This is a genomic window from Subtercola sp. YIM 133946 (assembly GCF_036553535.1).
GTDB lineage: Bacteria > Actinomycetota > Actinomycetes > Actinomycetales > Microbacteriaceae > Subtercola.
Window position 1 is genome coordinate 38,829 of sequence record NZ_JAZHPE010000023.1, and the last position, 24,720, is coordinate 63,548.

A 24,720-nucleotide genomic window follows, 5' to 3' on the forward strand; every position below is an offset into this window, starting at 1 on the left:
TTGGCAACCCTGAATGACTCCTCGCCGTCCACCTCGCATACCGCGCCCTCAGACGCTGAAGAGTTCGCATGCCAGGCGAATCGCCATCGCGGACGGCGTGAACTTTTCATCGTTCTTTTTCGGCGCTTCGCGCGCAAACAACATGAGTAGGGGGGTAAAGAAGTGGCTAGTCGGACGGTCTCCCTTGTACGAATGACGAGTGTGTTGTCTCAGGCAGCCCGAAGCATCTCAACAAAGCCCACAAGCCAGAGGTATATGTGCGCTGATAATCTATGTCCCGTAAGCGTCGAGCCGCCACGTGCGCATGAGGTTGTCGCAATAGTCTCGAGTTGATGTGCCACTTTTGTCGCCCGGAGGGCATCCTGCGTGACCCCAGGTCCGTACGCGCGATCCGCTATCGACAATTACGTCGTCAGCGCAGAGCCGACCGGCGGTTGGGAACTGCTCAGCGGTGGGTCTGCGACCAGGCGAGGGAGTGTTGGGCCTGGTCTGCGCTGAGGCTGGTTTGGGCGCCGCAGTTGGTGCATTGGTTCACGTACTTCGTTGACAGTGCGAATAAGGGGACGAAGAAAAGGGTGAGGCGGTTTCGGCGTTTTAGAACATTCTGTGGAGCGTTGACATTGCAGTATCCGCAGATGAGAGTGACGACGTTGATGAGTGTTTCACTCAGGGTGGATCCGAAGATCAAGAGCATTGAGTTCCTCTGTTGGTAACAGTTTCAGCGTTGGCGTCATAAGTTCGCTATGTGGCGTCTCGGGTGTGCCCTGATCTGAAGGGAGGATTCGCGCCGGGCTTCCACTTTCTAGGAGGTGATGCCGCCTTCGCCGTAGCCGTCGCCGGAGGTGGGGCGGTAGGTATTGTCTTCGCTGTCGGGGTCGAGTTCCCAGACCACGTCGACGGTCGTGCCGTTGCGTTCGGTGGGTAGGATGAACGATTTCTGTGGAAGGCCGGCGATGGTCTCGAGTTCGTGGGTTTGCGTGCCGTCGTTGTTGACGAGTTGTGCGGTATAGGTCTGTACTTCGGTCACTTGATGTTCCTTTACGAGGGTTGTGTCAGGGCGGTTTGGTCGAATTCAGGCGGGATTAGTGTCGATATCTTCTTGCTTCATGCGGGCACGGATGCCCCCGTCGACCGCTGTGCCGTCAGACATTGGTTGGTAGATCGACCCGGTGGTGTTGGGTAGCCGTGCGCCCTTCTTGACCTCTGCGTCGGCGAGTTTTCCGCTGAGTCGCTCGGTGAGTTCGGGAAACAGGCGGTGCGAGACGTCTGAGGTGCGTGCTTTTGCGCCGACGGGTTGCTCTTGAATGGGGTGGGTGCATGCGGCGACGATGGCATCGACGACGATCTGGGGGTCGTCCATTGCTGCCATTCGGGCGGTGTGGCCGCTGTAGTTCGCTGCGTGTGTCCACCACGGCGTGTCTACGGCCCACGGCATGATGGTGCCGACTTTGATGGTGTCGGCCATCCCGGCGAGGCGGAGTTCTTCGTTGAGCGAGCGGCCAAGGCTCAACACTCCTGCTTTCGATGCGGCGTAGGAGGCTTGATAGGCGAGCGGTACAACGCTGTCGACCGAACCGACGTTCACGAGAATCCCCGCTCCCTGCTCGAGAAATTGCCGAAGGGCCGTGTGAGCGCCGTAGATGAGTCCCTTCAGATTCACATCGATCACGCGGGCGTGAACTTCGATCGGGATGTCCCAAAACAGCCCCAGCGCGCCGATACCGACGTTATTCACCCACACGTCGATGCGACCGAACCGCTCCAGCGCGACAGTTGCGAGATGGGCGATGGCTTCTGGGTCGCTGACATCGGTTTCAACGGCGACGGCGACGCCCCCTGCGGCTGTGATGTCTGCCTGGAACTGCTCGAGCACGTCTATTCTTCGTGCGGCGATGACCACGTTCGCTCCAAGTTCAGCGAGCCGATGCGCGGCGCCCCGGCCGAATCCGCTCGTCGCGCCCGTGATGACGACGGTTTTCCCTGCGACGTTTTGTTCTGCACTCATCACTGCGGCCCTTCTTCGTGGTGCCGGCGGCCGTGGGTGCGGCGTTGTTCTTTCATCTCGGCCTCGAAGAGGTGGCTTCGGCCCTCGGCGAGCTCGGATCGGGCATCCGCCTCGGCCTGTTTGAAGCTGTCGTAGTAGTTCGCGTCGTAGTCTTCGACGATTTGGAAGGTCCAACGGCCCTCAATCACGTTGCGACCCACGATGTTTTCGTCGATCGACGCCGCAATTTCTGTATGCCCTGCCTTCCGGAGAAGTGCAACCGCTTCGCCGAGCGCGAGATCGGCCATGCCCGTGAGCCGGTGATAGCCGTAGAGGTAACCGCGTGCCTGTTCCACTATTTCGAGCGCTTCCGACAACTTGCCCAGAGCCGTCACTGTTTCATCGGTGACACCGGCCGGACGCTCGTGTGTCTGTTCGGATGATTGCTTCGTCATAAGGTGATTCGACCCCGTTCCCGTTCGCCATTCAAGGGCTTGCCTTCGCGCGAAGGCCCGCCGCCTCGCAGCTGTGTGAGGTACAGGGCGGTCAACACGTCGCCGCCGAGAAGGAGAACAGCTGCAGTAACGGTGACGAGCCGATCGCCCCGGTGAACGACAACAACGCCCGCAGACCCAAGTGTGTTGATAAGACCACCGACAACGATCAGCTTCACAGGCAATGTTGATCCCGCCCAAGTCGACGACGACACGCGTCCGTCGCGCCGTCGTTCAGTTGCCTGCACGGCGATCACGGCAAGTGCGAATCCCAGTACGGCGACGATCGCGCAGCCGAGCAGCCCATCCGCCGTACGGCTCGACGTCTGGCGCCCGCTCAGTCTCGCCGCCACCGCGAGACCAGTCAGTGCGGTGACATGGGCAGCGTCTATTTTCAGCACGGTTCTCAGCGACAGACTGCGAATCGGTTCGGTCGCACGCCAAGCCCTCCAGATCATGGGCGGCGCACCATGTCGGGCAGGGTGTCGGCGAAACGGCCGATGCGCAGGGCAACCTCCGAGGGGAGGGAGTGAACGACGTTGTGGCGATGCCCGGCCGTAGTTTCCACGCTCCCGCGGGTGACCTGGCTGCTGAGCCGGCCCGCCCAGTTCGGCCGGGCAATCGAGTCATGGGCGCCCCTGATCACGAGCAGAGGCTGCGTGAGTGCGGTGATTCGTTCGTGCGTCGGGTATGCCAGCATGGCGCGGGTCTCGGCGAGGAACCAGGAAGGGCCGCACCGGGCGTAGTCGAACGCGACCATCAGGTTCGTGCGCAACGGCTCCGGCGCCGCGTCGCGTATGAGGCCGGCGCCCTGCCGTAGAAGTGTGCGCGCGCGAGGGTCGACGACCGGCCCGATCATCACCACGCCGGCGACCAAGTCGGGGCGCGTCAAGGCCAGTTACAGGGCGAACTGGGCGCCCATCGAGTGCCCGACGACGACAACCGGCCCGACATCGGCCCGGTCGAGTAGCTCGGCGATACCCCCCGCGTACTGCTCGACCGAGCGGGGGTGTTCCGGTCGGCGGGTACCGCCAAATCCGGGGAGGTCGATGGCGATCACCTCGGCCGAACGGGAGAGCAACTTCGCCGCTCGGGTATACGACCGGTGCGAGAGGCCGACACCGCGAAGCAGGAGATACGGAGGCCGGCCTCTCCCCGCGCCGGCGGGCATCCGGAACATGCGGTATTCGTCAGGCACTGACGAGCCTGTCACCGTGCTGAGCCCCTGTGCGCGCGTCACGTCGCGGCGGATTCGTATCGGCCGAGCACAATTTCGAGTGTCTGCGGTTGAGCGAGGATGCGAAAGTGCCCTCCGGTCGGGAGTTGGATGTTGCGGGCGCCGGGTAGTTCGCTGCTGCCCGGGATGTGTGGGTCAAACTCCGGGTACACCGACACGATGCGCGAGTTGACGGCGAGGTTCTGGGCGAGCATGACGGTCGTTTTGTCGCGCGGCGAGAACGCACGCAATGCCGGCAGCAGCAAAAACGGTGCATACCGGGATCCGGAGAACGGTGTGCAGATGGCGACCATGCCGGAGATGAGGCGCGAATCGTCGAGCCGGGCCATGGCGTACTTTCCGATGAGTCCGCCTTTGCTGTGCGCGACGATCAGTGCGTCGCGTAACTCGTTCGAGGCGATGAACCGGCTCACCACCTCGGCTGACGCCGCGACGGGCCGACTGTTGTAGCCCAGCGAGGTGAGAACGAACACCGGATGCCCGGCGGCATGCACTCGCTCAACAAGCGGGCGCATGAACGCCCACGTCTCCCAGATGCCCGGAATCACGACGACCGGGTTGAGGTGGCCCGTTTGATATCGTCCGGCATGCGACCTGCCGAGCGATCGTACCTGCCAGTAGACGGCGTAAACGTAGTCCGCGGCCCACCACCGGGCGTACCTAGCTAACCGGCGCGCGGTCGGTCTACGCGTTACGGGCGCTGGGATCTGGTTCATTGTGAAGGCGTACCTCAGCGGAATGCCAAGACGATCACGGCATGGGTGTGGGCCGTGATCGTTTGGTGTTCGTGGTCGTATTTCGGGGGTTCGTTACTCGGTGTGGCTGTTGCGGCTGCCCGACTTGGCGAGGCCGCGGGCGATCATGTAGCCGATCGTGAGGAACACGATGTACTGCACGGCCTGGGCGGCGTCGAACGGGTCGGGCGTGTTGGTTTGCGTTCCGTCGCTGTTCGTGACGGTGGTTCCGTTGACGGCGATCGACGTGATGATGACGGCGACCACGATGACGATGTAGAGGATGAACTCGGTCGTTCTGAAAGCAGGCTTGGTCTCGTTGCTGACCCGGCGGGTGCGGTCGGGTGCGGTCGTCTGCTGCTGGCTTGCGGTTTCGTTGAAGGTAGTCATGATTTCTCCTGAAGGTCTTGGGTGGATAAATCGCCGGGATGGCGATCGGGGAGATGCGGCGCCGGTGCGCCTGGTCATCGCGAATGCGTGGGAAGCCGGTCGCGTGAGAAACGACGAGACCGCGAAAGTGAACGTTCGAGGGATGTGGCCCGGCGCTAGTAGTTAGCGCTTCGGTGGGACAAAGCTGGCATACCTGCCAGGGTCAAGGGCAACGTCATCAACCTACCTTCACAACGCGGGCTTGAACGAAAGGTGAGGGGGGATTGACTTCTGGAGCGATCCGGTCCGGCCGGTTATCGGCCGAGTGATGACGCGGCGGGGCAGATCATCGCCTGCCGGCCGGCACTGAGCCCGACCGTGTTCATATGGAGCACGATGGCCCGATATGCCTGCGGAAGCGTCGTCTCCGTGTAGAGCACCTGGTGGGTGCGGCAGTATTCGCGGGCGATCGTTTGAGCTTTCCGAAGGGCGGGTCTTGGCATGTTCGGGAAGAGGTGGTGTTCGACTTGGTAGTTAAGGCCGCCCATGAACGCGTTGATGAACCAGCCGCCGGAGATGTTTCGAGACGTCAGCACCTGGCGGCGAAGGAAATCGACTTTTGAGCCTTGGGGGAGGAGCGGCATGCCGATGTGGTTCGGCGCGAAAGATGCCCCCATGTACAACCCGAACACTGCGAGCTGCACCCCGACGAACGCGAACGCAATGCCTGTGGGGAGTGTCAAGAAGACGATGGCGAGGTAGAGAACGACGCGAGTGAGCAGCATGGTCATTTCGAGTAGCCGCCTGTCTACGGGGCCGCGCCCGAAGATGGTGCGGAAGCCGTGGATGTGCAGGTTCAGGCCTTCGAAGATCAGGATCGGGAAGAAAAGCCGGCCTTGCTTTTTCGTGAACCAGGCGTTTAGTCCGCGGGAGGATGCGGCGTCTTCTTCAGTGAATGAGACGAAGTCGCGAGCGATGTCGGGGTCTTTGCCGAGCACGTTCGGGTTGGCGTGGTGCCGGCTGTGTTTCGTCATCCACCATGAGTAGCTGATGCCAACGACCAGGTTCGCGAGCACCCGGCCGGCGGCATCGTTTCGCTTGCCCGATTCGAACACTTGCCGGTGGGATGCCTCGTGTGCGAGGAACGCGTACTGGGTCAAGATCACGCCCAGCACTGCGGCAACTATGAGCTGGTACCACGAGTCGCCGAGCAGAACGAAACCGGTGACCACTCCGCCCAGCAGTGCGGTGAGTATCCCGAAGACGAGGTAGTAGAACCCGGTTCGTCGACGGAGTAGCCCGGCATCGCGGACGGTTCGAAGAAGTGCCGAGTACTCCGTCGTCGGATTACTGCGATTCCCGCCGGGTCTCGTTCGGGTGAAGGTGACCGTAGGGACGGCAGGGGTGGCGGCGCTCATGGTTTCTCGTTTCAGCGATGTCGGCGAGAACACGAACGCACACGGCGGGTCCTCGGATCTGGGGTGACCGAGGTCCGGGGCTACCACGACACACCATAAGAGTTTGACCCCCTGAAAGGCTGTGGTCGCCGGGTGGTTGACAACTGCAGCACAACCCCTATTCGCGCAGGCGTAGCCACCCGAATTCGCGAAGGTCAACCCCGTTCGGGGACGGTCGGGGCTTCGTAAGCTTGCCGAACCGCGCATCGGGCCGGTCAGAGAGCGGGGCACGTGAGCAAACGCACCAGCACCTTCGAAGAAGACCTCGCCGCCGCGATCGCCGCGTCGAAGTCTCTGCGTGACACGGCGATAGACCGCATCACGAGCGACGTGCAGGATCATCACCCGACCCTGTCTTGGGATGACCTGCAACCGCACCTGGATCAGAAATTGGCCGACGCCGGGCTCCAGCATTATTCACAAACACGGCGGGGCGAATCGCTTGCCTTCGCGCATTGAGCACGGCACGGTCGCGGCGCCCCGAGTATCAGGCACGCCAGGAAAGGAAATCGAAAAATGAACGATCCCCGAACGATCCCCGACACTGTGAAGCCGGTCGACCCTGATCATGTCGACCCGGAAACAGGCACCGACCCTAACGGCACCCCCACCGAGAACCCCTCCGGATAGGCGACGAACTACTGCCACAACCGGCCCGACATTCACAGTAAGGATTCGTCATGACCAGAAACAGCAGCGAGGACATCACTCAGCCGGACGGGGCGGCGCCATCTGCCGAAGATCTCCCCGACGGCTCAGGGTCGACCGGGGCATCCAAAGAATCCGACTCGGAGGCTGACACCGCCTCCGGCGGAGCACCCGAGTAGACGGCACACACTCATTTTCCGATTTTGTTAGCGAGGTAGATTCGTTGTCCGACCAATACCACTTTCAAGACCCCACCACGATGTACTCAGGCATCGATACGACCGCGCAGTACCAAAAAGGCGCGGGCCTGGATGCGAAGCTGAACAACCGCGCTGACCACGGAGAGGCCAGTTATCGCGGCACCGGGCGGCTCACCGGCAGGAAGGCCCTCATCACCGGCGGTGACTCCGGCATCGGTGCGGCCGTAGCGATCGCCTTCCCCCGGGAGGGCGCAGACGTTGTCATCTCCTACCTCCCCGACGAGCAACCCGATGCCGACGCCATCCTCGCCCTCATCGAACAGGCCGGCCGGAAAGGAGTGGGCATCCCCGGCGACATCATCGACTCCGCTCAGTGCAGGATCCTTATGGAACGGGCTGTCGCGGAGCTTGGCGGGTTGGACATTCTGGTCAACAACGCCGCGAAACAGCAGCACGTCGAAAACCTGACGGACCTCAGCGATGAACAGTTCGACGACACGATGAAAACGAAAATCTACGCGGCGTTCTGGATCACGAAAACCGCGCTCCCGCATCTGCGCGCTGGTTCGACGATCATCAACACGTCCTCCAATCAGGCCTACACGCCGTCAGAGAACCTCGTCGACTACGCGACCACCAAAGCAGCTGTCAACACGTTCTCCAAAGCTCTCGCCGGCCAGCTCGCCCCGAAAGGCATCCGCGTCAACATCGTCGCGCCCGGCCCGATCTGGACACCGCTGCAAACGGCCGGCGGCCAAGTCGTAGAAGAACTCCCAGAGCTTGGCCAAGACACACCCATCGGGCGGATCGGGCAGCCCGCCGAGCTCGCCCCCGCATACGTCTTTCTCGCCTCACCCGAGTCCAATTACGTCATCGGAGAAACCCTTAGCGTCAACGGCGGGAAACCCACACCCTGACACCCGCACCTGAGGCCGGGTCTGTCAATGCCTAGCCGGGTCTCTCCGTCGATGCGTACCGTGGGCCTTGTTGCTCCGGACTGTGCGGTGACGGCTCATTCACGCGCCAGTCATGGAGGACACGATGTTCAACGAAATGCACGCCGCACCACACGGCATCACCGCCGAATCCGAGCACCCGGATGCTGACACGTTCGGTTTGCGCGTGGAACAGATCGCCGATCATGCCTGGCGGGTCTCCGAGGGCTCGGACGTGCCATTGCCGTTGCTGCTCGGATTCGTCGAAGAACGCGCTGACGGCTTCGAAGTGATGCACCTCGGCGACACCTTCGAATGGTCGATCCACAACAGCCTGCACGAAGCCCTGCACCACCTTCACGACGTAGCGGCCAAAACGGAGGCCGGACAAGTCGGAAGCGTCTTGCAATGGATCACCTGAATGACGCAGCTGGTCCCTCATCCACCTCGAAAGGAAACAAATGTCTGAACGCAACACCCTCGTTCGTAGCATGCACGACCTTGGTCTCGCTGCCTGGTTCGGAGGCACCCTGATGGGAGCCGTCGGCCTGAATGGTGCCGCCGCACATGCGAAAGACCCGACCGAACGGCTCAGCCTGTCAGCGTTGGGTTGGGCGAAGTGGGCGCCGGTACAACTCGCAGCGATCGCCGTACACGGAATCGGCGGTGTCGGACTCATCGCCGGGAACAAGGCACGCCTCGCCAGCCAGCCTGAGAGCCGCAGCAACACGAAACTCAAGCTCGCCCTCACCGTAATCGCCGGTGGCGCGTCACTGTATTCCGGGCTCCTCGGCCGCACCATCGGTCTGCATGCCAGCGAAGGCGGCGAAACCGTCACCGAACCGGCCAACACCGCTTCGGCAGAGCTGAGCGCGGCGCAGAAGAAGCAGCGAATCCTGCAATGGGTGCTCCCCGTGCTGACCGGAACACTCATCGTGCTCGGAGCTCAGCAAGGCGAGCAGCAGCGACCCTTCGCTGGTCTACTCAAACGCTAATCACCCGCAGCCCGAACACGATCTAGGAGAGATACATGTTTTTTCACAAGCAGGAGCTTCAGTACAACGCGACACCCGCTGCACCCGACGCGGTGTATGCCCGCAAGATGCAGGAGATCCTTGGTGGTCAGTACGGCGAGATCACCGTTGCGATGCAATACGGATTCCAGGCGATCAACGCGCACATGCCCGGCAAATATCGTGACCTGCTTTACGGCATCGGTGCCGAAGAGATGGGTCACGTCGAGATGATCGCGACCATGATCGCGCAACTTCTCGAAACAGCCCCGCTCGGCCTGACCGAGGAGGCCGTGCAGAACGACCCCGCGGTCGCCGCGATCATCGGCGGCACCGACGTGCAGGCGGCGATCGTCGGTGGCGCCGGAGTGCGCCCGGTCGACAGCAACGGTAACCCCTGGTCGGGGTCGTACATCACCTCCAGCGGTAATCTGCTCGCTGATTTCATGTCGAATGCGAACGCTGAGATGCAGGGCCGCCTACAGGTCGCGCGCATCTTGCATCAGACGAACGACCCGGGTGTTCGCGACATGCTCGGCTTTCTGACGGCTCGGGACACTGCCCATCAGAACCAGTGGATCGCTGCCGCCCTCGAGCTGCGCGCCGAGGGTATCGAAGACATTCCCGTACCGAACAAGCTACCGCGGGAGAAGGAGTTCGAGAAGGTCGAGTACCAGTTCATCAACTTCTCTGACGGCGCCCACGCTGGTGAGGGTTCGTGGGCGAAGGGGCCGACACCGGATGGTCGGGGCGAGTTCAGCTACGTGAAGACACCGCCTGCCGGAGTACCGATGCCCGCGCCGACCGTGCCTGACCCGCGCTACTTCGGCACGACTCCACGGCCGAATAAGCAGGAAGTCGCTGACGCGGCGAAGAAAGACAAAAAGAACCAAGAGTGACTCGAGGTAGGGGCACGCCCTGTTCACGATCGATGAGGTAGTTCCATGGTTTTACCCGATTCGGTCGCGCAACAGGCGCGTGCCGCAGCCGCAGTCAAGCAGTGATGAGGCCGAACGGCCGAGCGGGGGGGTGTTGACGATCTCGGTCGTCATTCCAGTGAAGAACGACGCGGTCGCGTTGAGGGCCTGCATGGCGGCACTAGCGGTACAGACTGTGCCTCCAGACGAGATCATCGTCGTCTACAACGGGAGTTGCGATGAGACGGTGCGGGTCGCCCGCGGCCTCGGGGCGCGCGTCATCACCGAGTCGGTGCCCGGCATCCCGGCCGCCGCGTCAGCCGGATACGACGCTGCACGATTTGACGTCATCGGCCGGCTCGACGCAGATTCTGTCGCCCCACCGACCTGGATCGAAGACGGCATCCGAATTCTCACCGCCGACCCGGGAATAGATGCCCTCACTGGGTCGGGCTCTTTCTACGACGGGCCACGCCGCGGCTCCCGGACGATTGCAGCCCTATACCTGGGCGCCTACTTCGGCACCTTCAAGCTCACGCTAGGTGAGACACCCCTCTTCGGCTCGAACTTCTTTATCCGACGGCGAGCGTGGCAGTCGGTCGCGACTTCTGTTCATCGCTCCGGCGTGCACATTCATGACGACCTCGACCTCACTATCCATCTCACCCCCAACCACCGCATCGCATTCGACCCGGCCATCACGGTCGGGATCTCATACCGGCCGTTCACACACGCCAGCAGCTTCGTGCTGCGAGTGCAGCGCGGGTTCTGGACCCTGCTGCGTAACTGGCCACGGAGCTCATCGACCCTGCGGTGGCGGCGAAAGCTCCTGAACCGCCAGCGCACTATTCGCACCAACTACAAGGGAACAAGGTTCACACAATGAGACGTCTGTACTTCGCGAGCAGCTACGTGATGGTCGCCGACCTGACCTGTAAAGCGGTACTGCGGTACGCGCGGGCCCTTGCAAACCACGGCACCGCGGATATCGTCACAATTCCAGTGATCACTGAAGGCGGCAGCCAAGCCCTGGCCCACCTGCTTCTCGGGCCGAACAGCCAACTGTTCTCCACACCGATCGAGGAGAGCCAAGACGAACCCGTCGACACAGGAGTGATCGCGGAACTCGAACGCCTCACGAGGGAACTGCAGCCATCACGACCAGCGTGGCCCCAAGAGATGACGGACATCCCCAACCTCAGCGATTACGACCTCGACTATCTCGACACACTCTGATCTGAGGTGCCCACATCGACGTGGGCCGGTAGCTTCCTCCCGCGACCGCTAGTACCCTAGGCATAACCCCTAGACCTCGGGCGTTCTGAGCCAAGTGACATTCTGCGCGGGGAGCATCTGATGGGCACGTTCGCATATTCCGACAAGGTCGACGTGAAATTCGATGACCGAACCCTGGCTCATCTCCAGGTCGTCATCGGTGCAAAGCTACGCCGGGCCGAGTCGTTCTACTTCACCTGGCCAGCCGACCCGGAAAACAACCGACGCCGATCCACAATCTGGCTGAACTCCACGCACTGCCTCGTGTTCGAATACGAAGCCGACACCATGCCAGCGATCAACAGATCATGGATCGAAATATTGAACACCTCGGCAAACAGCGGCTCCGGGCTGCAACTACTCGAAGAACCAGCCCCAGCGCTGAACCTCGTACCAAACAAGAGCAAGGCGACGCGATGAAACAGAAGGCACGCTAACGCCAGTCCTACCGAGGTCACATCCGTGGCTGGCTACATGAGGTAGTCGTTATCGAAGACCGAGTATGGCTCGAACGGGCTCTCAAGGTCACCGTCGTCTCGTGTTTCTTCGGGCACATCGGCGACTTCGAACGTAATCGGTACACCGGGCGAGACAAGGATGGCCAGCTCGCGATTCCCATAAAGAGTGACCCGCACAATGTCGCCCCCACCCCGCACGGCATCAAGTGCCGCCGCCTCAATCGTGTCAATGTTCTGGTCTTGGGCCAGCGGATGCGGGGTGTCACTCACAGTAATTGTTATTCGCTTCACGACCGAACCTCCAATCACACCAAACCACGACCGCGACCCGTCGCGAAGCCCCTTTTCCAAACACCCCGAATGAGCTAAGCCGAACACACAACCGCAACCACTGATCGACCCCCAGCGCTACCGGCCCGCCGCCCGGTGCGGCCAGGCGATCGACACCCGCATGAGTCACATCGGATTCAGAATCGCCCGCTGGGGATAATAATCGCGGGGTCGTTCCCGCAAAGCCTGGGCGGCTCTGGGGTCGCAGTTCCTAGCGTCCGAGTGTCACAATCCGGCGTCTCGAGTGAGTCTGATTCAGAGAGAGTCGCGCCTGGGAACACCGTTCAGCCTGGAACCACGGCACCCTGCGACCGGCACGGCACTAGTGTTAGCGAAGAAGCCGGACTTCGTTAGGCCTCGCACTCACAGCACGGTCGTCTTTTCCGTCGTGCCGGCCAGACAGTGAGCACACCACGGAGAAGTGAACGGTGGTAGCCATGTCTGATCTCTCGGAGCCGGCCCGCCCGGCCGGGCACCCCAACGTCGTTTTCTTGGTCGCCGACAATATCGGGTGGGGCGACATCGGCTGCTACGGCGGCACAGCACCCACGCCCCGCATCGACCAGCTCGCCGCCGAAGGTCTGCGATTCAAGAATTACAACACCGAGGCGCAGTGCACCCCGACCCGGGCGGCGCTGCTGACTGGTCGGTTGCCAATCCGTACCGGCAACTGCAGCATCCCACTCCCCGGTCAGGGCGACTACGGGCTCGTGCAATGGGAATACACCCTCGGGAATCTGTTCTCCGATGCCGGCTACGCGACCGCCGCGTACGGCAAATGGCATGTCGGGGAGACCGCGGGCAGGCTCCCGACCGATCAGGGCTTTGACGAGTGGCGATACGGCATCAAAAACACCTCAGACGAGGCCCTGTACACGCAGCATCCGCTATTCGCAGAATCGGGCTTCGAGATTCCGCAGATCTGGGAAGGCGTTGCGGGCTCCGAGCTGACACCGGTGTCTGACTTCACTACCGAGACGAGGCCGTACCTTGATGAGAACATCACCAACGCGACGGTGGAGTTCATCGAACGAAACGCTGCGACGGGAACCCCATTCTTCACCTACGTCGGTTTCACACAGATTCATCCGCCGGTTCTGAACCACCCCGACTTCACCGGCAAATCTGGCGGAGGCGTGTACTCCGATACCCTCGCGGAACTCGATTTCCGTACCGGCCAGATTCTTGACGCCCTCGAACGGGCCGGGGTGGCCGAGAACACGATCGTGGTCTGGACCAGCGACAATCCCGCCGCGCGCGGGATACCTGCCGGCGGCTCAAACGGGCCCTGGCGAGGTCACTTCGGGTCTGGCTTCGAAGGTGGCATGCGAGCCCCCGGCATGGTTCGTTGGCCCGGCAGAATCGCACCCGGCATCACCGACGAAATCGTCACCGCCGTCGAATGGTTCCCGACACTAGCGAACCTCATCAATGAAAGCGCTCGGATCCCCGCCGACCGCCCCATCGACGGCGTCGACACGTCGGCGTTCCTCCTCGGCGAACAACCGACCTCGGGCCGAGACCACGTCATCTACTACGGCTCCGACGCCGAACTGATGTCGGTGAAGTGGCGCACGATGAAGGTCGTATTCCGTTACACCGAAAGCACCAGCGGTCCCTTCATCAAACCGCAATGGCCCTTCATCTTCGACCTCATCGATGACCCGTCCGAGGAATGGGATCTTGTGCAAAAGCAGCTTCAGGGCGCTTGGGTCATCGCCCCCATCGCCCGACGACTCGGCGCGCTCGCGCACAGCATGGCTGAGTACCCCAACATCGAACCCGGACGAGAATTCACCGGCTACTGAATCTGCCTCGGAACAATATCGTGACCTCACAGCCCACTAGCGATACCGAAAGCAGTGGACTGAATGCTTCTCACCACGTTCCAGGACACGGTGCGGATTGACGACCTCGGTTGTCAATCCTCAGCGCGCGGCTCTGATAGAGCACGACGGCAAGAAACGCATAGAGGCCTGAGGTGCATTTGCGCCGATAATGAATGTTTCGTCGCGTCACAAAATATCCGATCCGAGGGCCGATGACTGCCGTTTCGGGTGACAAAATAGGTGACGTATTTGGTGCCTCTGTGATGTCATGCCGTAGACGGTGATCATGACTGATCTGGGAGATCGTCCGGTTGACAGGGTGGCGCATGGCCGCTCGGTGCGGTCTGCGTCGACGGCTGTGGTCGCGCGTTTGCAGGATGTTCTTGGGCGTGACCTTGTTTCGATCATCACCGATAAGCAGCCGCGGACGGTGACGCGGTGGATCGCTGGTGACGCACGGCCCACGGCGCATGACCAGCAGCTGCTCCGTGACACGCTGCAAGTTGTTGAGCTCCTCGCCGAGGTCGAAAGGGCCCGAAGTGGCTAGGGATGGTTCATGGGCATGAACCCGCAGTTGAACGACGAGTCGCCGGCGGAGGAGATCGCCGCGGGGAACGTTCGCGACGTGATGGCCGCGGCTCGCGCCTTCGTCAATGCTGGCTGAGCCCGCTGTCGTCGCCGCACCTCTCTCGTTGAGCCGTGTTGAGCGCGTTGATCCTCCTCTTCGTTTTTCTCGCCTGAATCCGATTGATGCGCTCAACCCGCGTGCGGGCAATCGGTTTGATGTTCCCGGTGCGGGGGTGCTCTACGGGGCGACGACCGACACCGGTGCCTACGCCGAGACCCTCGCGAGTTTCCGCCCGAAAGCATCGATGCGACGCTCGGTCGCTGCGCGTGAGAACGATGTGGGGCGCGTACTCCCCGGCCAGGTCCCTGGGGAGTGGTTCTCCTCGAGGCGACTTCGAACCTTCCACGTCTCAGGCGCCCTACCCTTCGTCGATATCGAATCACCCGCCACACATACCTTCTTGACCGAGAACGCGGCGAAGGTACTCGTCCAGCAAGGGCTAGAGAACGTGGATGCGTCGCACGTCCGGGGCCCAGACCGCCTTCTCACCAGGGCTATCGGTGTGCGGTCGGGTTAGCTCAGCGGATGGGCCGTGCGCGGTAACACTCGCCGCAGTCGATCGAATCGACAACGAGAAAGATGAGCTGTGCCAGGCTACCCACAAACGTTTTGGGTGACTTCTCTGGGAACACCGGGAGGTAGTCGGGCTGAGTGCTAGCGTTCGTGGCAGGGGCCCAATCAACCTCTGGTCGCAGCGATGGGGCCTGCTGCTCACGAAAGCTGACGCGTGTTGAATCCTCAGGATGTTCTGCCCTTTCCGCCCACGCCTACCGCGAGTATCGCGGGTCGTACGATGCAGGAGTCGGTGTACGGTCAGCGCGTGACACCGCCGCGGCTGCCTGAGGATGCTCCGAACATCCTGATCGTTCTGATCGACGATGCCGGGCCGGCGTTGCCCGACACGTTCGGCGGCGATGTGCACACGGGCACGCTGTCGAAGGTCATCGGCGAGGGCGTCGGTTTCAATCGTTTCCATACGACCGCGATGTGTTCGCCGACCCGCGCGTCGCTGTTGTCGGGCCGCAACCATCACCGCATCGGAAATGGCCAGATCGCCGAGCTGGCGAACGACTGGGACGGCTACGCGGGTGAGATCCCGAAGTCGAGCGCTCTTGTCGCTGAGGTGCTGAAAGACTACGGCTACGCGACGAGTGCGTTCGGTAAATGGCACAACACTCCCGCCCTCGAGACCGGCGTCACGGGCCCGTTCCACAATTGGCCGACGGGTCTGGGTTTCGAGTACTTCTACGGCTTCCTCGCCGGCGAGGCGTCACAGTATGAACCGAACCTGGTGCGCAATACGACGAGTGTGCTGCCGCCGAAGTCGGCTGAGGAGGGTTACCACCTGAGCGAGGATCTCGCTGACGACGCGATCGGCTGGCTGCGCAACCAGAAGGCGTTGCAGCCGGAGAAGCCGTTCTTGATGTACTGGGCGACCGGCGCGATCCATGGGCCGCACCACATCATGAAGGAGTGGGCCGACAAGTACGCTGGCCGGTTCGATGGCGGCTGGGATGAGTACCGCGACCGCGTCTTCGCCAGAGCGAAGGAGACGGGTTGGATTCCCGGCGATACCGTGCTGACCGAACGCGACCCGCGCATGCCGGCGTGGGATGACGTGCCCGAAGACGAGCGGGCATTTCAGACGCGTCTGATGGAGGTGTGCGCCGGGTTCGCCGAGCATGCCGACGTGCAGGCCGGTCGGGTGATCGACGAGATCGACAACCTCGGGTATGGCGAGAACACGCTCATCCTCTACATCTGGGGTGACAACGGTTCGTCGGGTGAGGGGCAGAACGGCACGATCAGTGAACTGCTCGCGCAGAACGGCATCCCGACGACGGTGCCGATGCACATCAACGCGCTGAATGAGATCGGTGGCCTGGATGTTCTGGGCACCCCGAAGGTCGACAACCAGTATCACGCGGGCTGGGCCTGGGCCGGCAGCACTCCCTACAAGGGCATGAAGCTGCTCGCTTCGCACCTCGGGGGTACGCGGAACCCGATGGCGGTGCGCTGGCCGGCGAAGATCGCTCCGGATGCCACGCCGCGAACTCAGTTCGTGCACTGCACCGATATCGTTCCCACCATCTACGACCTCATCGGCATCACCCCGCCGCGTGTGGTCGACGGAATTCAGCAGGTGCCGATCGACGGGTCGAGTTTCGCGACGGCGCTGAACGACGGCGACGCGAAAGAGACGCACCTCACGCAGTATTTCGAGATCATGGGTAGCCGGGCGATCTATCACGAAGGGTGGATGGCGTCGGCGTTCGGCCCGAGGGCACCGTGGGTGCCGGGGTTGCCGGCGGGTATCCAGGAGTGGACACCCGACCACGACGAGTGGGAGCTCTACAACCTGTCGGAGGACTGGTCGCAGGCGAACGACCTCGCCGCCGAGAATCCCGAGAAGCTCGCCCAGCTGAAAGAGCTGTTTGCCATGGAGGCGGCGAAGAACAGCGTCTACCCGGTTGGTGGTGGTCTGTGGGTGCCGGCGCTGCATCCGGAGCTTCGAATTTCGACGCCGTACCGCAACTGGGACTTCACTGGCGACCTGCGACGGATGCCCGAGTTCATCGCCCCTGCGCTTGGCAACCGGGCGAACCGGGTCACCATCACGGCGACCGTGCCCGAAAACGCCGACGGAGTGCTCTATGCGCTGGGAGGCTCGGGCGGCGGCCTCACTTTGTATATGGAAGACGGGTACCTCTGTTACGAGTACAACCTGTTCATCATTCAGCGCACAAAGATCCGGTCTGGGCAGAGGGTGCCAGCCGGTGATGTCGAGATCGTTGTCGAGACTAGTTACCTCGAGCCCCGACCGGGCGGACCGCTCAGCGTCGTGTTGAGCCTCGACGGGTCAGAGGTTGCGTCGGGAACGGTGCCGATCAGTGCACCTCTGCTGTTCACGGCGAACGATTGCCTCGACATCGGTATCTGCCTCGGCGCCCCCGTGTCGCTCGACTACTACGACAAGGCGCCGTTTCCCTTCACCGGCGAGATCAGTACCGTCAACGTGCGGTACACCTCGTAGCGCGACACTAAAGTTCATGCCGATCGGATGATGTCGGCCCGCCGCATGATGAATATTTTGGTACCGCAGAACCACGCCCTGGCCCCAGGCTCGTGAGAATGAATGGAATGGATGCACAATGACTGAAACATCCCTCGACGAACTCGGCCCGGTCGATTTTCTCATCGTCGAATTCCCGGCTGGAGCGCAGAATTTCACCGGCGAGATGGCTGCGGAACTCGTCAGACTCGTGAAGGCCGGAGTTGTGCGCCTCATCGACGTTCTCATTCTCACGAAGAACGCCGACGGCAGCGTCGATGTCGTGGAACTGGACGAAATCGATGATCTCGGACCGCTTCAGGAGATCGAGGCCGAGCTGGCCGACCTGCTCGCCGAGGAAGACATCGAGAACCTTGCCGCAGCGATGGATCCCGGCAGCGTGGCGGGCGTGCTCGTCTACGAGAACGTGTGGGCGGCACCGTTCGCCTCTGCAGCTCGCCGCGCGGGCGGCCAGCTGACCGCGAACGGGCGCATCCCCATTCAGGCCATAATCGCTTCGCTCGAAGCCGATGCCGAACTCGAACAAGCACTCGAAACAATTACGTCACTCGAAAAAGAAGGAGTCTGACATGATCCGAGCAGCACGCATCGGCCGAGTAGGCGTCGTTCGCGCACCGATCGCGAAAGCGGCGGTCGTGGGTGCCGCTGTCAGCCCCGGGCGCTCGCCCCTCGCGAAGGCCGCAGTTGTCGGGGCAGTCGTCACGCCTGGCCCGTCACCCATCGTGAAAGCGGCCGTTGTTGGAGCGGCAGTCACTCCGGGACGCTCACCACTCGCCACCGCAGCCGTGGTCGGCGCTGTGGCGAGCCCTCGCCGCCGACGAATTTGAGGGTGCCGGTCTCGTACCGCAGCCGTAACTCGGATCTGATCAGGCAGAACCGGGCGTGTGAATGAAGAACGTTCTGAAGAACGTGATCGCGGGCACGGTGCACGGGCTGGTGAGCGTGCCCGACGGTCTCGCTTCGGGCCTGCTCGCCGGAGTGAACCCGGTCGCAGGTCTGTACGGCTATCTCGTCGGCACTGCTGCCGGCGCGGTATCGACCAGTTCGGTATTCATGTCGGTGCAGGGCACCGGAGCCATGGCCGTCATCATCGCCGACATTTCCGAGGTGCACACCGGTGACGGCCAGGCGGCAGCCCTAGCCACCCTCGGCATACTGACCGGCGTGATCATGCTTGCGCTCGGTTTGTTCCGGCTAGGTTCGCTGATCAGATTTGTGCCGAACGCGGTGCTCGTCGGATTCATTAACGCCGTGGCGATCAACATCGTTCTGGGTCAGTTTTCTGCGTTCACGGGCTACACGAGTGACGCGCCGAACCGGCTGCTTCGTGCGTTCGCGACCCTTGTTCATCCGCAGCTATTCGACTGGCGGACAGTGCTCATCGCTGTGCTGACGATCGTGCTGATATTGGTGCTCGAGCGCACACCGCTCGGATCTCTCAGTCTGTTCGTCGCGATCGTCGCGACCTCGGCGCTGGCTCTCGTTCCGTTCTTCGGGTCGGTTCAGATTCTGAATGACACCGCGGCGATACCGGGCGGCCTGCCGCTGCCCGTGCTTCCGGCAGTGTCGGCGATCGGGGTTCTGATCATTCCCGCATTTTCACTCGCCTTCGTCGGCCTCGTGCAAGGTGCTGCGATCAGTCAGTCGATCCCGAACCCCGACGGCACCTATCCGAATGTCTCGGGAGACTTCCGCGGGCAAGGCATAGCGAACATCGCTTCAGGCTTCCTGCGCGGAATTCCAGTTGGCGGCTCGATGTCTGCGACAGCGGTCGTGCGAGCAGCGGGGGCCACGTCGAGACTGGCGAACCTCGTGGCGGCTGCCGTGATGGCCATCGTCATTGTTCTGTTCAGCAGTCTGGCGGGGTACATCGCGATGCCCGCGCTTGCGGCCCTGCTCATGCTCGTCGGGGCCCGCGTGTTCAAGCCGAGCGCTCTGCACATGGTCTGGCGCACCGGCCCAACGCAGGGCGTCATCATGATCACAACATTCGTGCTGACGCTCATCATTCCACTGCAATACGCCGTCGTGATCGGAATCGGCATCTCGGTCATTCTGTTTGTTGCTCGCCAGTCGAACCGCATCAGGGTGATGCGATGGCGGTTCTCAGGCGAGATTCTGCCGAGTGAAGAGAAACCACCCGCCACTCTTCAGTCGTCCGAAGTTGTGGTGTTGGTGGTCTACGGCAGCCTGTTCTTCGCATCGGCCCAGTCGTTTGTCTCGCAACTGCCCGTTGTGACTGACGAGTCGCGCAATGCCGTAGTCGTGTTGCGGCTACGTGGCAAAGAAGACCTCGGCAGCACGATCATTCAGGCACTGCTTCGTTACAACAGTGAGCTCAACGCTGCCGGAGCACACCTACTCATCGCCGGTGCTGGCCCGAGCCTGATCAACCAGCTCGAATCGACCCAGGCCATGGCCGAGGTCAGGGCAAGCAATGTCTTCGCTGCAACCCGCAACGTCGGTGAATCTCTTACAGCGAGTCTGGCGCGGGCACAGATTCTCACCCAGATTTCCGAGTGAACCGAGCTCAGACTCACTGTACGTCTCTGACGCTTCAATTCAGTTCTGAAAAGGTATGAACGCCTGCGGTGTATTTGCGCTGATAATGAATATTACGTCAAGACCATGAGAGTTTGAGGGATGCTCTGACCTCTGACGGTCGGCTCCAGCACGAGTTCGTTCTCGAGACCGCCTGGACAGGTAGCCGCCACCCGACGCGCCGCAACTTGGTGTATTTCGGATTGCCGAATTCAACTACGCGCTCTTTTGACAGAGACGACAGTGAGCTGACAATTGACTCGAGACGGGGCGATGATTAAAAGCAGCCTCGGAGAGATGGAGTTGCCAGACGCCCGTCCGAAGGACGGCTCTCAATTGAATCGTCGTTACGACTGAATTGCCTTCACGGACAGGGTCCACGCGGAGCAGCAGGTATCGGGTGACGCCAAGTTGTCGAACCAATAGCAGTAAAGGTCGGTGAGGTGCCGGGTTGCTCGTGAAGCTCAGGAGTGAGCCTGCTGCGCACTGTCGTCGCCGGGCGCAGGGAAATTGATCGAACATTGCCGATGCTGGTCCAATTAGCCACCTGAGCGCCCAAGATCCCGCCCGGCAGTGTGCCATCGCCTTCTTCCTTAGTCTCTGCGAGACGCTCGTTCTGACGTATCCTCCCTCCCTCAGGTCGGAGCGCCTGGCTGCGGCCTACTACGCCGTCACTTCGTCGAGCTTTCCTGTCGCGACGTCGAAGACGAAGCCTCTGACGGAGTCTTTTTTCGGCACGAAGGGGTTGGCCTTGATGCGCCGGATCGAGTAGGCGACGTCGGCGTATGCGTCGGGAAAGGCTTCAGGTGCCCAGGCCGATCGAATGCCGGTCTCGTCCTGGATGCTTTGCTTGAACTGGTCGTCGGTGAAGGTGACCATTCCGCAGTCGGTGTGGTGAATGAGAATGATCTCCTCAGTGCCCAGCAGCCGTTGGCTGATCGCGAGCGATCGGATCTCGTCTTCGATGATGACGCCGCCTGCGTTGCGGATGACGTGCGACTCGCCCTCGTGGAGGCCGAGGATGCGGTAGACGTCGAGCCGGGCATCCATGCAGGTTACTACGGCGACATGCTTGCTCGGCGGGAGGGGGAGTGGGCCGGTGAATTCCACTGCATAGGCTTCGTTGTTGCGAAGCAGGTCGTCGGTGACGCTCATGAGTGTGTCTTACCTGTCGGGCCAGCCGGATAGCTGAAATGGCAAGTCTGAGCTTCAAACCCCCGATCTTGGCCCGTGTTACGAAGGGTGACGGCTCGTTGCGCTGCATGACGCGGTGACCGATTCGATTCGCCGTCGGTTCCGAGTGCGAACGCGGCGAGCGTGCGGAGCGCGGCCTCTGGTCGAAGAAGGGCGCCCGCCGGTGGTTTACCAGCCGGGCGCCTTTCGGAAGCATCACACGTCGACGGAGGTTAACGTCGGCTCTGATGCATCGTCGCCGGAGTGCGTGTCACGTTGTTTCAGGGCGCGACCGTAGACCGTCTCAAGAACGGCCCGAGCATCGAGCTTCTGGTCGTCTCCATGCCACGCCACGTGGTGGTCGGGACGCACGATCACGTAGTCGGAGCCGTAGACGGCGCGCACTTCCGGCTGGGTGAGGTAGACCACGTCGAGCGGCACGGCCAGGGTCTCGGCGGCGGCCGCGAATGAGGTCACGGCGCTGGTGTCGTCGCTCAGCACGAAGAGGGTCGGCCAGGTGGTCAACCGGCCGTAGAGCGTAACGCCGCCCGTCTCGATCGCGCCGTTCGGGGCGCGATGGCCGGGGCGCGCGTCGTCCATGTAGACCGACGCCGACCAGTCCGTGTCGGTTTTTGCCTGATCGTCGTCGTAGGCGATGACCGAGGAGTAGTCGTACCGTTCGTCGAAGATGATTCCGAGAGAGAGGTTGAAGTCCTCTGCAACGATGCTTTCGATCTCGGCCCGCCGCGCGGCGGCCTCTGGGCCTGTGTCGGCGTCATCTGGTACGCCCAGTGCCCTGATCTTCGCGATCGCTTTTTCGTTGGCGACCGAGCGGGCGAGAGCGTGATCGGCGACCCGCCAGTTGTGCACACGGCGCTCCTCGTCGTATGACGCGAGCAACTGTTGCCCGCCGAAGCCGCGCAGCACGGCGGCGAGCTTCCAGCCGAGGTTAGCAACGTCGCCGAATCCCTCGGCCAGGTTGCCGCCCGGAGTTCGCACGTGAGCGGCGTCGCCCACCAAGACGACTCGCCCGCGCACGAACTCGTCGGAAATGCGGGTGCTTTCGAAGAACGAGGTCTTACTAACCACTTCGAGGTCGACGTCGAAGCCGAACCCGTGTTTAGCGCCTTCGATGAGTTCGTCTTCGGTGGGCTCATAGTCCAGCGGCAGCGGCCCAGCGTAGGCACGCCAGTCCGTCTCGTTGAGTGCGGAGATGAAGCCCGAGTAGTGGTTGTTGAAAACGATGTTGCTCGCGCTCGGAGCCGGGCCGAGCTGTGCCGGTACGCCACCTTTCGTGCGTACCACGTAGCGCCACTTGCGTCGGGTCGCGTACTCGCCGGTGCGTGTGATGCCCGCGAGCTGACGCACCGTGCTCTTCGAGCCGTCGGCGCCGATCACATACTTCGAGCGGATGGTGCGCTTCTCGCCCGAGTGGATGTCGACGACGGTAGTCGTGACACCGTCGGTGTCGTATGCGAGATCTTCGACAAGCCAGCCTGCCGCGACGGGGACATCGAGTTCGTCGAGGCGGTCGAGAAAGACCTGCTGAAAGACGGTCTGCGGCCGGCGAACACCATCTTCGCGCGAGAAGATGCTGCCGGCGCGCTTCGAGAACGCATCGGGCACGGCGCCGCCGAGTACGTGACCCACTACTGACGTGACCAGAATGTTGCCTCTGTTCCATTCGGGCGGCACAGTCCAGCTCTCGCGTACCCTTTCTGCCACACCCCAGGTGCGGAAGATCTCGACCGTACGGGCACTCACCCCCGCGGCGCCGGCGCGAACCAGAGTCGCTTCGGTCGCAGCATCCACGACCGCTACCTCGATGCCGTGGCGCTGGAGCTCGAGCGCGGCGCCGAGGCCTGACGGTCCGGCGCCGACGATGAGCACCTCGACCTGTTCTGGCGGGATCGCCCTGGGAAACGTGACGACGTTCACGCCTCTCGAGTCAGGGGCAGGGTTGGTGCTACTGGTCATTGTTCTTCGCTTTCCGGAGGTCGATGCAGAGGTCGGTTCAGGTCTTCGATGCAGATGTTCGGTCGGGGTGTCAGGATGCCCGGCTGGGCGCTAGGCGTTCACAAGTCCGTGACTCGTGAACGAGCTCGGCAGCCCGAGGTTGCCGCGCAATGTGTCGTGCTCGTACTCGCGGCGGAACCGCCCGCGATGCTGTAGCTCGACGACGACGCCGTCGACGAAGGCTTCGAAACCACTCGTCTGCACGTCGATGTTGATGGTGAACCCATCGGCCGCCCCGGTATCGACCCAGTTCTCGATGTCGTCGGCGACCTGCTCAGGTGTTCCGACGAGCACGCGCTGACCGCCCGACAGGTTGTTGAAAAGCAGCTGACGGACGCTGAGCTGCCGGTTTTTCGCGTCGGCGACGAGCTGGTTGCGGCGAACGGTCGAGTGCGAGGTGCTCGCGGGGCTGTCGAACGAGGAGTAGGGCAACTCTTTATCGAGGTCGAGACCGTTCACGTCGAACTCGATGTATTCGGATAGCGTCGCGATCAGGGGCTCGAGGGCAAGCAACTCGTCGAGCTCCGCCTTTCGGGCATGCGCCGCGACCTCTGTGTCGCCCAGAATCACGTACAGCCCCGGAAGCACCAGCAACGAATCACGGCTGCGGCCGTTGGCCTCTGCCAGCGACTTCACCTCGTCGGAGAAGGCCCGCCCAAGCTCAGGCAGGCGCTGAGACGTGAACAGTGCATCCGCCCACCGAGCACCGAACTCCTTGCTCGCCCTCGACGTACCGGCCTGGAAGAGCACGGGCCGCTCGCCGCGGTAGCCGCCGACGAGCGGCAGCACGCCGGCACCGCTGAAGAACTCGCCCTGAATGTCGACCGGCCGAGTCAGACTCTCGTCGATGTAAACCTCTGCCTCGGCGTCACCCACGAAGGCCTCTGGGGGCAACGACTTCCAGAAGCCGTCGACGATCGACACGAACTCGTCGGCCGCGCGATAGCGCGTCTCGGAGTCGAGCACCGCGTCTTTGCCGAGCGCCTGCAGCGTGTTCGACTCCTGGCTGGTGATGATGTTCCAGCCCGCGCGGCCCTTGCTCACGTGGTCGAGCGAGGCGATCTGGCGAGCGAGCAAGAACGGATTGCCGTGAATGGCGGGGTTAGTCGACAGCAGGCCGATGTGTGACGTCTCCCGTGCAAGCGCTGCGAGCAGGACGGTCGGGTCGAGCCCGCGCCACGGCCGAACTCGACCGGTCTTGTCGAGCCCGCCGAGACGGTCGGCGATGAAGATGCCATCGAACTTGCCGCGTTCGGCCAGCTGAGCGATCTCGATGAAGTAGTCGATTCCGTCGACCCAATCGCTGGTCGAGGGGAAGGTCTTCCAGGCCGCGTCGTGCCGACCGGTCGATTGGAGATTGAGAGTGAGGTGCACCTGCTTTTTAGTCACGAAGAAAGCCCTTCTGAGGT

General features: G+C 62.3%; 29 protein-coding genes. 15 read left to right on the forward strand and 14 right to left on the reverse strand.

Features of this window, described 5'->3' with window-relative positions:
- Positions 1 to 445 precede the first annotated feature (445 nt).
- From V3W46_RS19625 to V3W46_RS08490, 10 genes are all read right to left on the reverse strand, one after another.
- Positions 446 to 694: a zinc-ribbon domain-containing protein gene (locus V3W46_RS19625; RefSeq protein ID WP_443069957.1), complete on the reverse strand. Its 249-nt coding sequence runs from the start codon at positions 692 to 694 to the stop codon at positions 446 to 448.
- Between the two features lie 108 nt (positions 695 to 802).
- Entirely contained in the window at positions 803 to 1,027 is a 225-nt protein-coding gene (locus V3W46_RS08450) for a hypothetical protein (protein ID WP_331782654.1), read from the reverse strand.
- A gap of 45 nt (positions 1,028 to 1,072) precedes the next feature.
- Positions 1,073 to 2,005: an SDR family NAD(P)-dependent oxidoreductase gene (locus V3W46_RS08455; protein WP_331782857.1), complete on the reverse strand. Its 933-nt coding sequence runs from the start codon at positions 2,003 to 2,005 to the stop codon at positions 1,073 to 1,075.
- Positions 2,005 to 2,439, reverse strand: a complete 435-nt coding sequence (locus tag V3W46_RS08460) for a hypothetical protein (protein WP_331782655.1) — start codon at positions 2,437 to 2,439, stop codon at positions 2,005 to 2,007. The genes V3W46_RS08455 and V3W46_RS08460 overlap by 1 nt, the downstream gene beginning before the upstream one ends.
- Positions 2,436 to 2,936, reverse strand: a complete 501-nt coding sequence (locus V3W46_RS08465) for a hypothetical protein (RefSeq protein WP_331782656.1) — start codon at positions 2,934 to 2,936, stop codon at positions 2,436 to 2,438. The genes V3W46_RS08460 and V3W46_RS08465 overlap by 4 nt, the downstream gene beginning before the upstream one ends.
- On the reverse strand, positions 2,933 to 3,355 hold the full coding sequence (locus V3W46_RS08470; RefSeq protein ID WP_331782657.1) for an alpha/beta fold hydrolase: 423 nt from the start codon (positions 3,353 to 3,355) through the stop codon (positions 2,933 to 2,935). The genes V3W46_RS08465 and V3W46_RS08470 overlap by 4 nt, the downstream gene beginning before the upstream one ends.
- Positions 3,356 to 3,376: 21 nt before the next feature.
- A complete protein-coding gene (locus V3W46_RS08475) occupies positions 3,377 to 3,676 on the reverse strand; it encodes an alpha/beta fold hydrolase (RefSeq protein WP_331782658.1) in 300 nt (99 codons plus the stop codon).
- Between the two features lie 38 nt (positions 3,677 to 3,714).
- Positions 3,715 to 4,431 carry an esterase/lipase family protein gene (locus tag V3W46_RS08480; protein ID WP_331782659.1) on the reverse strand — a complete coding sequence of 239 codons (717 nt, stop codon included), beginning with the start codon at positions 4,429 to 4,431 and terminating at the stop codon, positions 3,715 to 3,717.
- 93 nt (positions 4,432 to 4,524) lie between these two features.
- The gene (locus tag V3W46_RS08485) at positions 4,525 to 4,839 is read right to left on the reverse strand and encodes a hypothetical protein (RefSeq protein ID WP_331782660.1); all 315 of its coding nucleotides are present in this window, start codon (positions 4,837 to 4,839) and stop codon (positions 4,525 to 4,527) included.
- Positions 4,840 to 5,132: 293 nt separating this feature from the next.
- Positions 5,133 to 6,236 (reverse strand): fatty acid desaturase family protein, encoded by a 1,104-nt coding sequence (locus V3W46_RS08490; protein WP_331782858.1) that lies wholly within the window; start codon positions 6,234 to 6,236, stop codon positions 5,133 to 5,135.
- A gap of 270 nt (positions 6,237 to 6,506) precedes the next feature.
- On the opposite strand from V3W46_RS08490, the gene V3W46_RS08495 reads away from it, so the two are divergent.
- The 9 genes from V3W46_RS08495 to V3W46_RS08535 all read left to right on the forward strand — a co-directional run bounded on the left by V3W46_RS08495 (position 6,507) and on the right by V3W46_RS08535 (position 11,683).
- The gene (locus V3W46_RS08495) at positions 6,507 to 6,734 is read left to right on the forward strand and encodes a hypothetical protein (RefSeq protein ID WP_331782661.1); all 228 of its coding nucleotides are present in this window, start codon (positions 6,507 to 6,509) and stop codon (positions 6,732 to 6,734) included.
- A gap of 221 nt (positions 6,735 to 6,955) precedes the next feature.
- Entirely contained in the window at positions 6,956 to 7,102 is a 147-nt protein-coding gene (locus V3W46_RS08500) for a hypothetical protein (protein WP_331782662.1), read from the forward strand.
- 80 nt (positions 7,103 to 7,182) lie between these two features.
- Positions 7,183 to 8,040 carry an SDR family oxidoreductase gene (locus V3W46_RS08505; RefSeq protein WP_331782663.1) on the forward strand — a complete coding sequence of 286 codons (858 nt, stop codon included), beginning with the start codon at positions 7,183 to 7,185 and terminating at the stop codon, positions 8,038 to 8,040.
- A 112-nt stretch (positions 8,041 to 8,152) separates the two neighbouring features.
- The gene (locus V3W46_RS08510) at positions 8,153 to 8,479 is read left to right on the forward strand and encodes a hypothetical protein (protein WP_331782664.1); all 327 of its coding nucleotides are present in this window, start codon (positions 8,153 to 8,155) and stop codon (positions 8,477 to 8,479) included.
- 40 nt (positions 8,480 to 8,519) lie between these two features.
- On the forward strand, positions 8,520 to 9,053 hold the full coding sequence (locus V3W46_RS08515) for a hypothetical protein (protein ID WP_331782665.1): 534 nt from the start codon (positions 8,520 to 8,522) through the stop codon (positions 9,051 to 9,053).
- A gap of 35 nt (positions 9,054 to 9,088) precedes the next feature.
- Positions 9,089 to 9,970 (forward strand): manganese catalase family protein, encoded by an 882-nt coding sequence (locus V3W46_RS08520; RefSeq protein WP_331782666.1) that lies wholly within the window; start codon positions 9,089 to 9,091, stop codon positions 9,968 to 9,970.
- Between the two features lie 130 nt (positions 9,971 to 10,100).
- Entirely contained in the window at positions 10,101 to 10,874 is a 774-nt protein-coding gene (locus V3W46_RS08525) for a glycosyltransferase family 2 protein (RefSeq protein ID WP_331782667.1), read from the forward strand.
- Positions 10,871 to 11,224, forward strand: coding sequence for a hypothetical protein (locus tag V3W46_RS08530; protein WP_331782668.1), 354 nt, complete (start codon positions 10,871 to 10,873; stop codon positions 11,222 to 11,224). Before V3W46_RS08525 ends, V3W46_RS08530 begins: the two co-directional genes overlap by 4 nt.
- Before the next feature lie 120 nt (positions 11,225 to 11,344).
- Positions 11,345 to 11,683 carry a DUF7882 family protein gene (locus tag V3W46_RS08535; RefSeq protein ID WP_331782669.1) on the forward strand — a complete coding sequence of 113 codons (339 nt, stop codon included), beginning with the start codon at positions 11,345 to 11,347 and terminating at the stop codon, positions 11,681 to 11,683.
- A gap of 50 nt (positions 11,684 to 11,733) precedes the next feature.
- Here V3W46_RS08535 and V3W46_RS08540 read toward each other — a convergent pair whose 3' ends face one another.
- Complete coding sequence (locus tag V3W46_RS08540; protein WP_331782670.1) at positions 11,734 to 11,991, reverse strand: hypothetical protein; 258 nt, start codon at positions 11,989 to 11,991, stop codon at positions 11,734 to 11,736.
- 497 nt (positions 11,992 to 12,488) lie between these two features.
- Between V3W46_RS08540 and V3W46_RS08545 the strand changes: the two genes are divergently transcribed.
- The 6 genes from V3W46_RS08545 (at position 12,489) to V3W46_RS08565 (ending at position 20,104) form a co-directional block, all read left to right on the forward strand.
- Complete coding sequence (locus V3W46_RS08545; protein ID WP_331782671.1) at positions 12,489 to 13,859, forward strand: arylsulfatase; 1,371 nt, start codon at positions 12,489 to 12,491, stop codon at positions 13,857 to 13,859.
- Positions 13,860 to 14,166: 307 nt separating this feature from the next.
- Complete coding sequence (locus tag V3W46_RS08550; RefSeq protein WP_331782672.1) at positions 14,167 to 14,427, forward strand: hypothetical protein; 261 nt, start codon at positions 14,167 to 14,169, stop codon at positions 14,425 to 14,427.
- A gap of 106 nt (positions 14,428 to 14,533) precedes the next feature.
- Positions 14,534 to 15,025 carry an RES domain-containing protein gene (locus V3W46_RS19630; RefSeq protein WP_443069958.1) on the forward strand — a complete coding sequence of 164 codons (492 nt, stop codon included), beginning with the start codon at positions 14,534 to 14,536 and terminating at the stop codon, positions 15,023 to 15,025.
- Positions 15,026 to 15,328: 303 nt separating this feature from the next.
- Positions 15,329 to 17,542 (forward strand): arylsulfatase, encoded by a 2,214-nt coding sequence (locus V3W46_RS08555; protein ID WP_331782673.1) that lies wholly within the window; start codon positions 15,329 to 15,331, stop codon positions 17,540 to 17,542.
- Between the two features lie 118 nt (positions 17,543 to 17,660).
- The gene (locus tag V3W46_RS08560) at positions 17,661 to 18,149 is read left to right on the forward strand and encodes a DUF6325 family protein (protein ID WP_331782674.1); all 489 of its coding nucleotides are present in this window, start codon (positions 17,661 to 17,663) and stop codon (positions 18,147 to 18,149) included.
- Positions 18,150 to 18,490: 341 nt separating this feature from the next.
- A complete protein-coding gene (locus V3W46_RS08565) occupies positions 18,491 to 20,104 on the forward strand; it encodes a SulP family inorganic anion transporter (RefSeq protein WP_331782675.1) in 1,614 nt (537 codons plus the stop codon).
- A 681-nt stretch (positions 20,105 to 20,785) separates the two neighbouring features.
- Here the strand turns inward: V3W46_RS08565 and V3W46_RS08570 are convergent.
- From V3W46_RS08570 to V3W46_RS08580, 3 genes are all read right to left on the reverse strand, one after another.
- A complete protein-coding gene (locus V3W46_RS08570) occupies positions 20,786 to 21,277 on the reverse strand; it encodes a beta-class carbonic anhydrase (RefSeq protein WP_331782676.1) in 492 nt (163 codons plus the stop codon).
- A 234-nt stretch (positions 21,278 to 21,511) separates the two neighbouring features.
- Complete coding sequence (locus V3W46_RS08575) at positions 21,512 to 23,272, reverse strand: FAD-dependent monooxygenase (protein ID WP_331782677.1); 1,761 nt, start codon at positions 23,270 to 23,272, stop codon at positions 21,512 to 21,514.
- Positions 23,273 to 23,362: 90 nt separating this feature from the next.
- The gene (locus tag V3W46_RS08580; protein ID WP_331782678.1) at positions 23,363 to 24,700 is read right to left on the reverse strand and encodes an NtaA/DmoA family FMN-dependent monooxygenase; all 1,338 of its coding nucleotides are present in this window, start codon (positions 24,698 to 24,700) and stop codon (positions 23,363 to 23,365) included.
- Between the last annotated feature and the right edge of the window lie 20 nt (positions 24,701 to 24,720).

Excerpts from the sequence above, each read along its gene's own strand:
- V3W46_RS19625 (WP_443069957.1), bottom strand. The coding sequence starts at position 694 with ATGCTCTTGATCTTCGGATCCACCCTGAGTGAAACACTCATCAACGTC.
- V3W46_RS08455 (WP_331782857.1), bottom strand. The coding sequence starts at position 2,005 with ATGAGTGCAGAACAAAACGTCGCAGGGAAAACCGTCGTCATCACGGGC.
- V3W46_RS08460 (WP_331782655.1), bottom strand. The coding sequence starts at position 2,439 with ATGACGAAGCAATCATCCGAACAGACACACGAGCGTCCGGCCGGTGTC.
- V3W46_RS08465 (WP_331782656.1), bottom strand. The coding sequence starts at position 2,936 with ATGATCTGGAGGGCTTGGCGTGCGACCGAACCGATTCGCAGTCTGTCG.
- V3W46_RS08480 (WP_331782659.1), bottom strand. The coding sequence starts at position 4,431 with ATGAACCAGATCCCAGCGCCCGTAACGCGTAGACCGACCGCGCGCCGG.
- V3W46_RS08485 (WP_331782660.1), bottom strand. The coding sequence starts at position 4,839 with ATGACTACCTTCAACGAAACCGCAAGCCAGCAGCAGACGACCGCACCC.
- V3W46_RS08490 (WP_331782858.1), bottom strand. The coding sequence starts at position 6,236 with ATGAGCGCCGCCACCCCTGCCGTCCCTACGGTCACCTTCACCCGAACG.
- V3W46_RS08500 (WP_331782662.1), top strand. The coding sequence starts at position 6,956 with ATGACCAGAAACAGCAGCGAGGACATCACTCAGCCGGACGGGGCGGCG.
- V3W46_RS08505 (WP_331782663.1), top strand. The coding sequence starts at position 7,183 with ATGTACTCAGGCATCGATACGACCGCGCAGTACCAAAAAGGCGCGGGC.
- V3W46_RS08510 (WP_331782664.1), top strand. The coding sequence starts at position 8,153 with ATGGAGGACACGATGTTCAACGAAATGCACGCCGCACCACACGGCATC.
- V3W46_RS08515 (WP_331782665.1), top strand. The coding sequence starts at position 8,520 with ATGTCTGAACGCAACACCCTCGTTCGTAGCATGCACGACCTTGGTCTC.
- V3W46_RS08520 (WP_331782666.1), top strand. The coding sequence starts at position 9,089 with ATGTTTTTTCACAAGCAGGAGCTTCAGTACAACGCGACACCCGCTGCA.
- V3W46_RS08530 (WP_331782668.1), top strand. The coding sequence starts at position 10,871 with ATGAGACGTCTGTACTTCGCGAGCAGCTACGTGATGGTCGCCGACCTG.
- V3W46_RS08535 (WP_331782669.1), top strand. The coding sequence starts at position 11,345 with ATGGGCACGTTCGCATATTCCGACAAGGTCGACGTGAAATTCGATGAC.
- V3W46_RS08545 (WP_331782671.1), top strand. The coding sequence starts at position 12,489 with ATGTCTGATCTCTCGGAGCCGGCCCGCCCGGCCGGGCACCCCAACGTC.
- V3W46_RS08550 (WP_331782672.1), top strand. The coding sequence starts at position 14,167 with ATGACTGATCTGGGAGATCGTCCGGTTGACAGGGTGGCGCATGGCCGC.
- V3W46_RS19630 (WP_443069958.1), top strand. The coding sequence starts at position 14,534 with ATGCTGGCTGAGCCCGCTGTCGTCGCCGCACCTCTCTCGTTGAGCCGT.
- V3W46_RS08560 (WP_331782674.1), top strand. The coding sequence starts at position 17,661 with ATGACTGAAACATCCCTCGACGAACTCGGCCCGGTCGATTTTCTCATC.
- V3W46_RS08570 (WP_331782676.1), bottom strand. The coding sequence starts at position 21,277 with ATGAGCGTCACCGACGACCTGCTTCGCAACAACGAAGCCTATGCAGTG.
- V3W46_RS08575 (WP_331782677.1), bottom strand. The coding sequence starts at position 23,272 with ATGACCAGTAGCACCAACCCTGCCCCTGACTCGAGAGGCGTGAACGTC.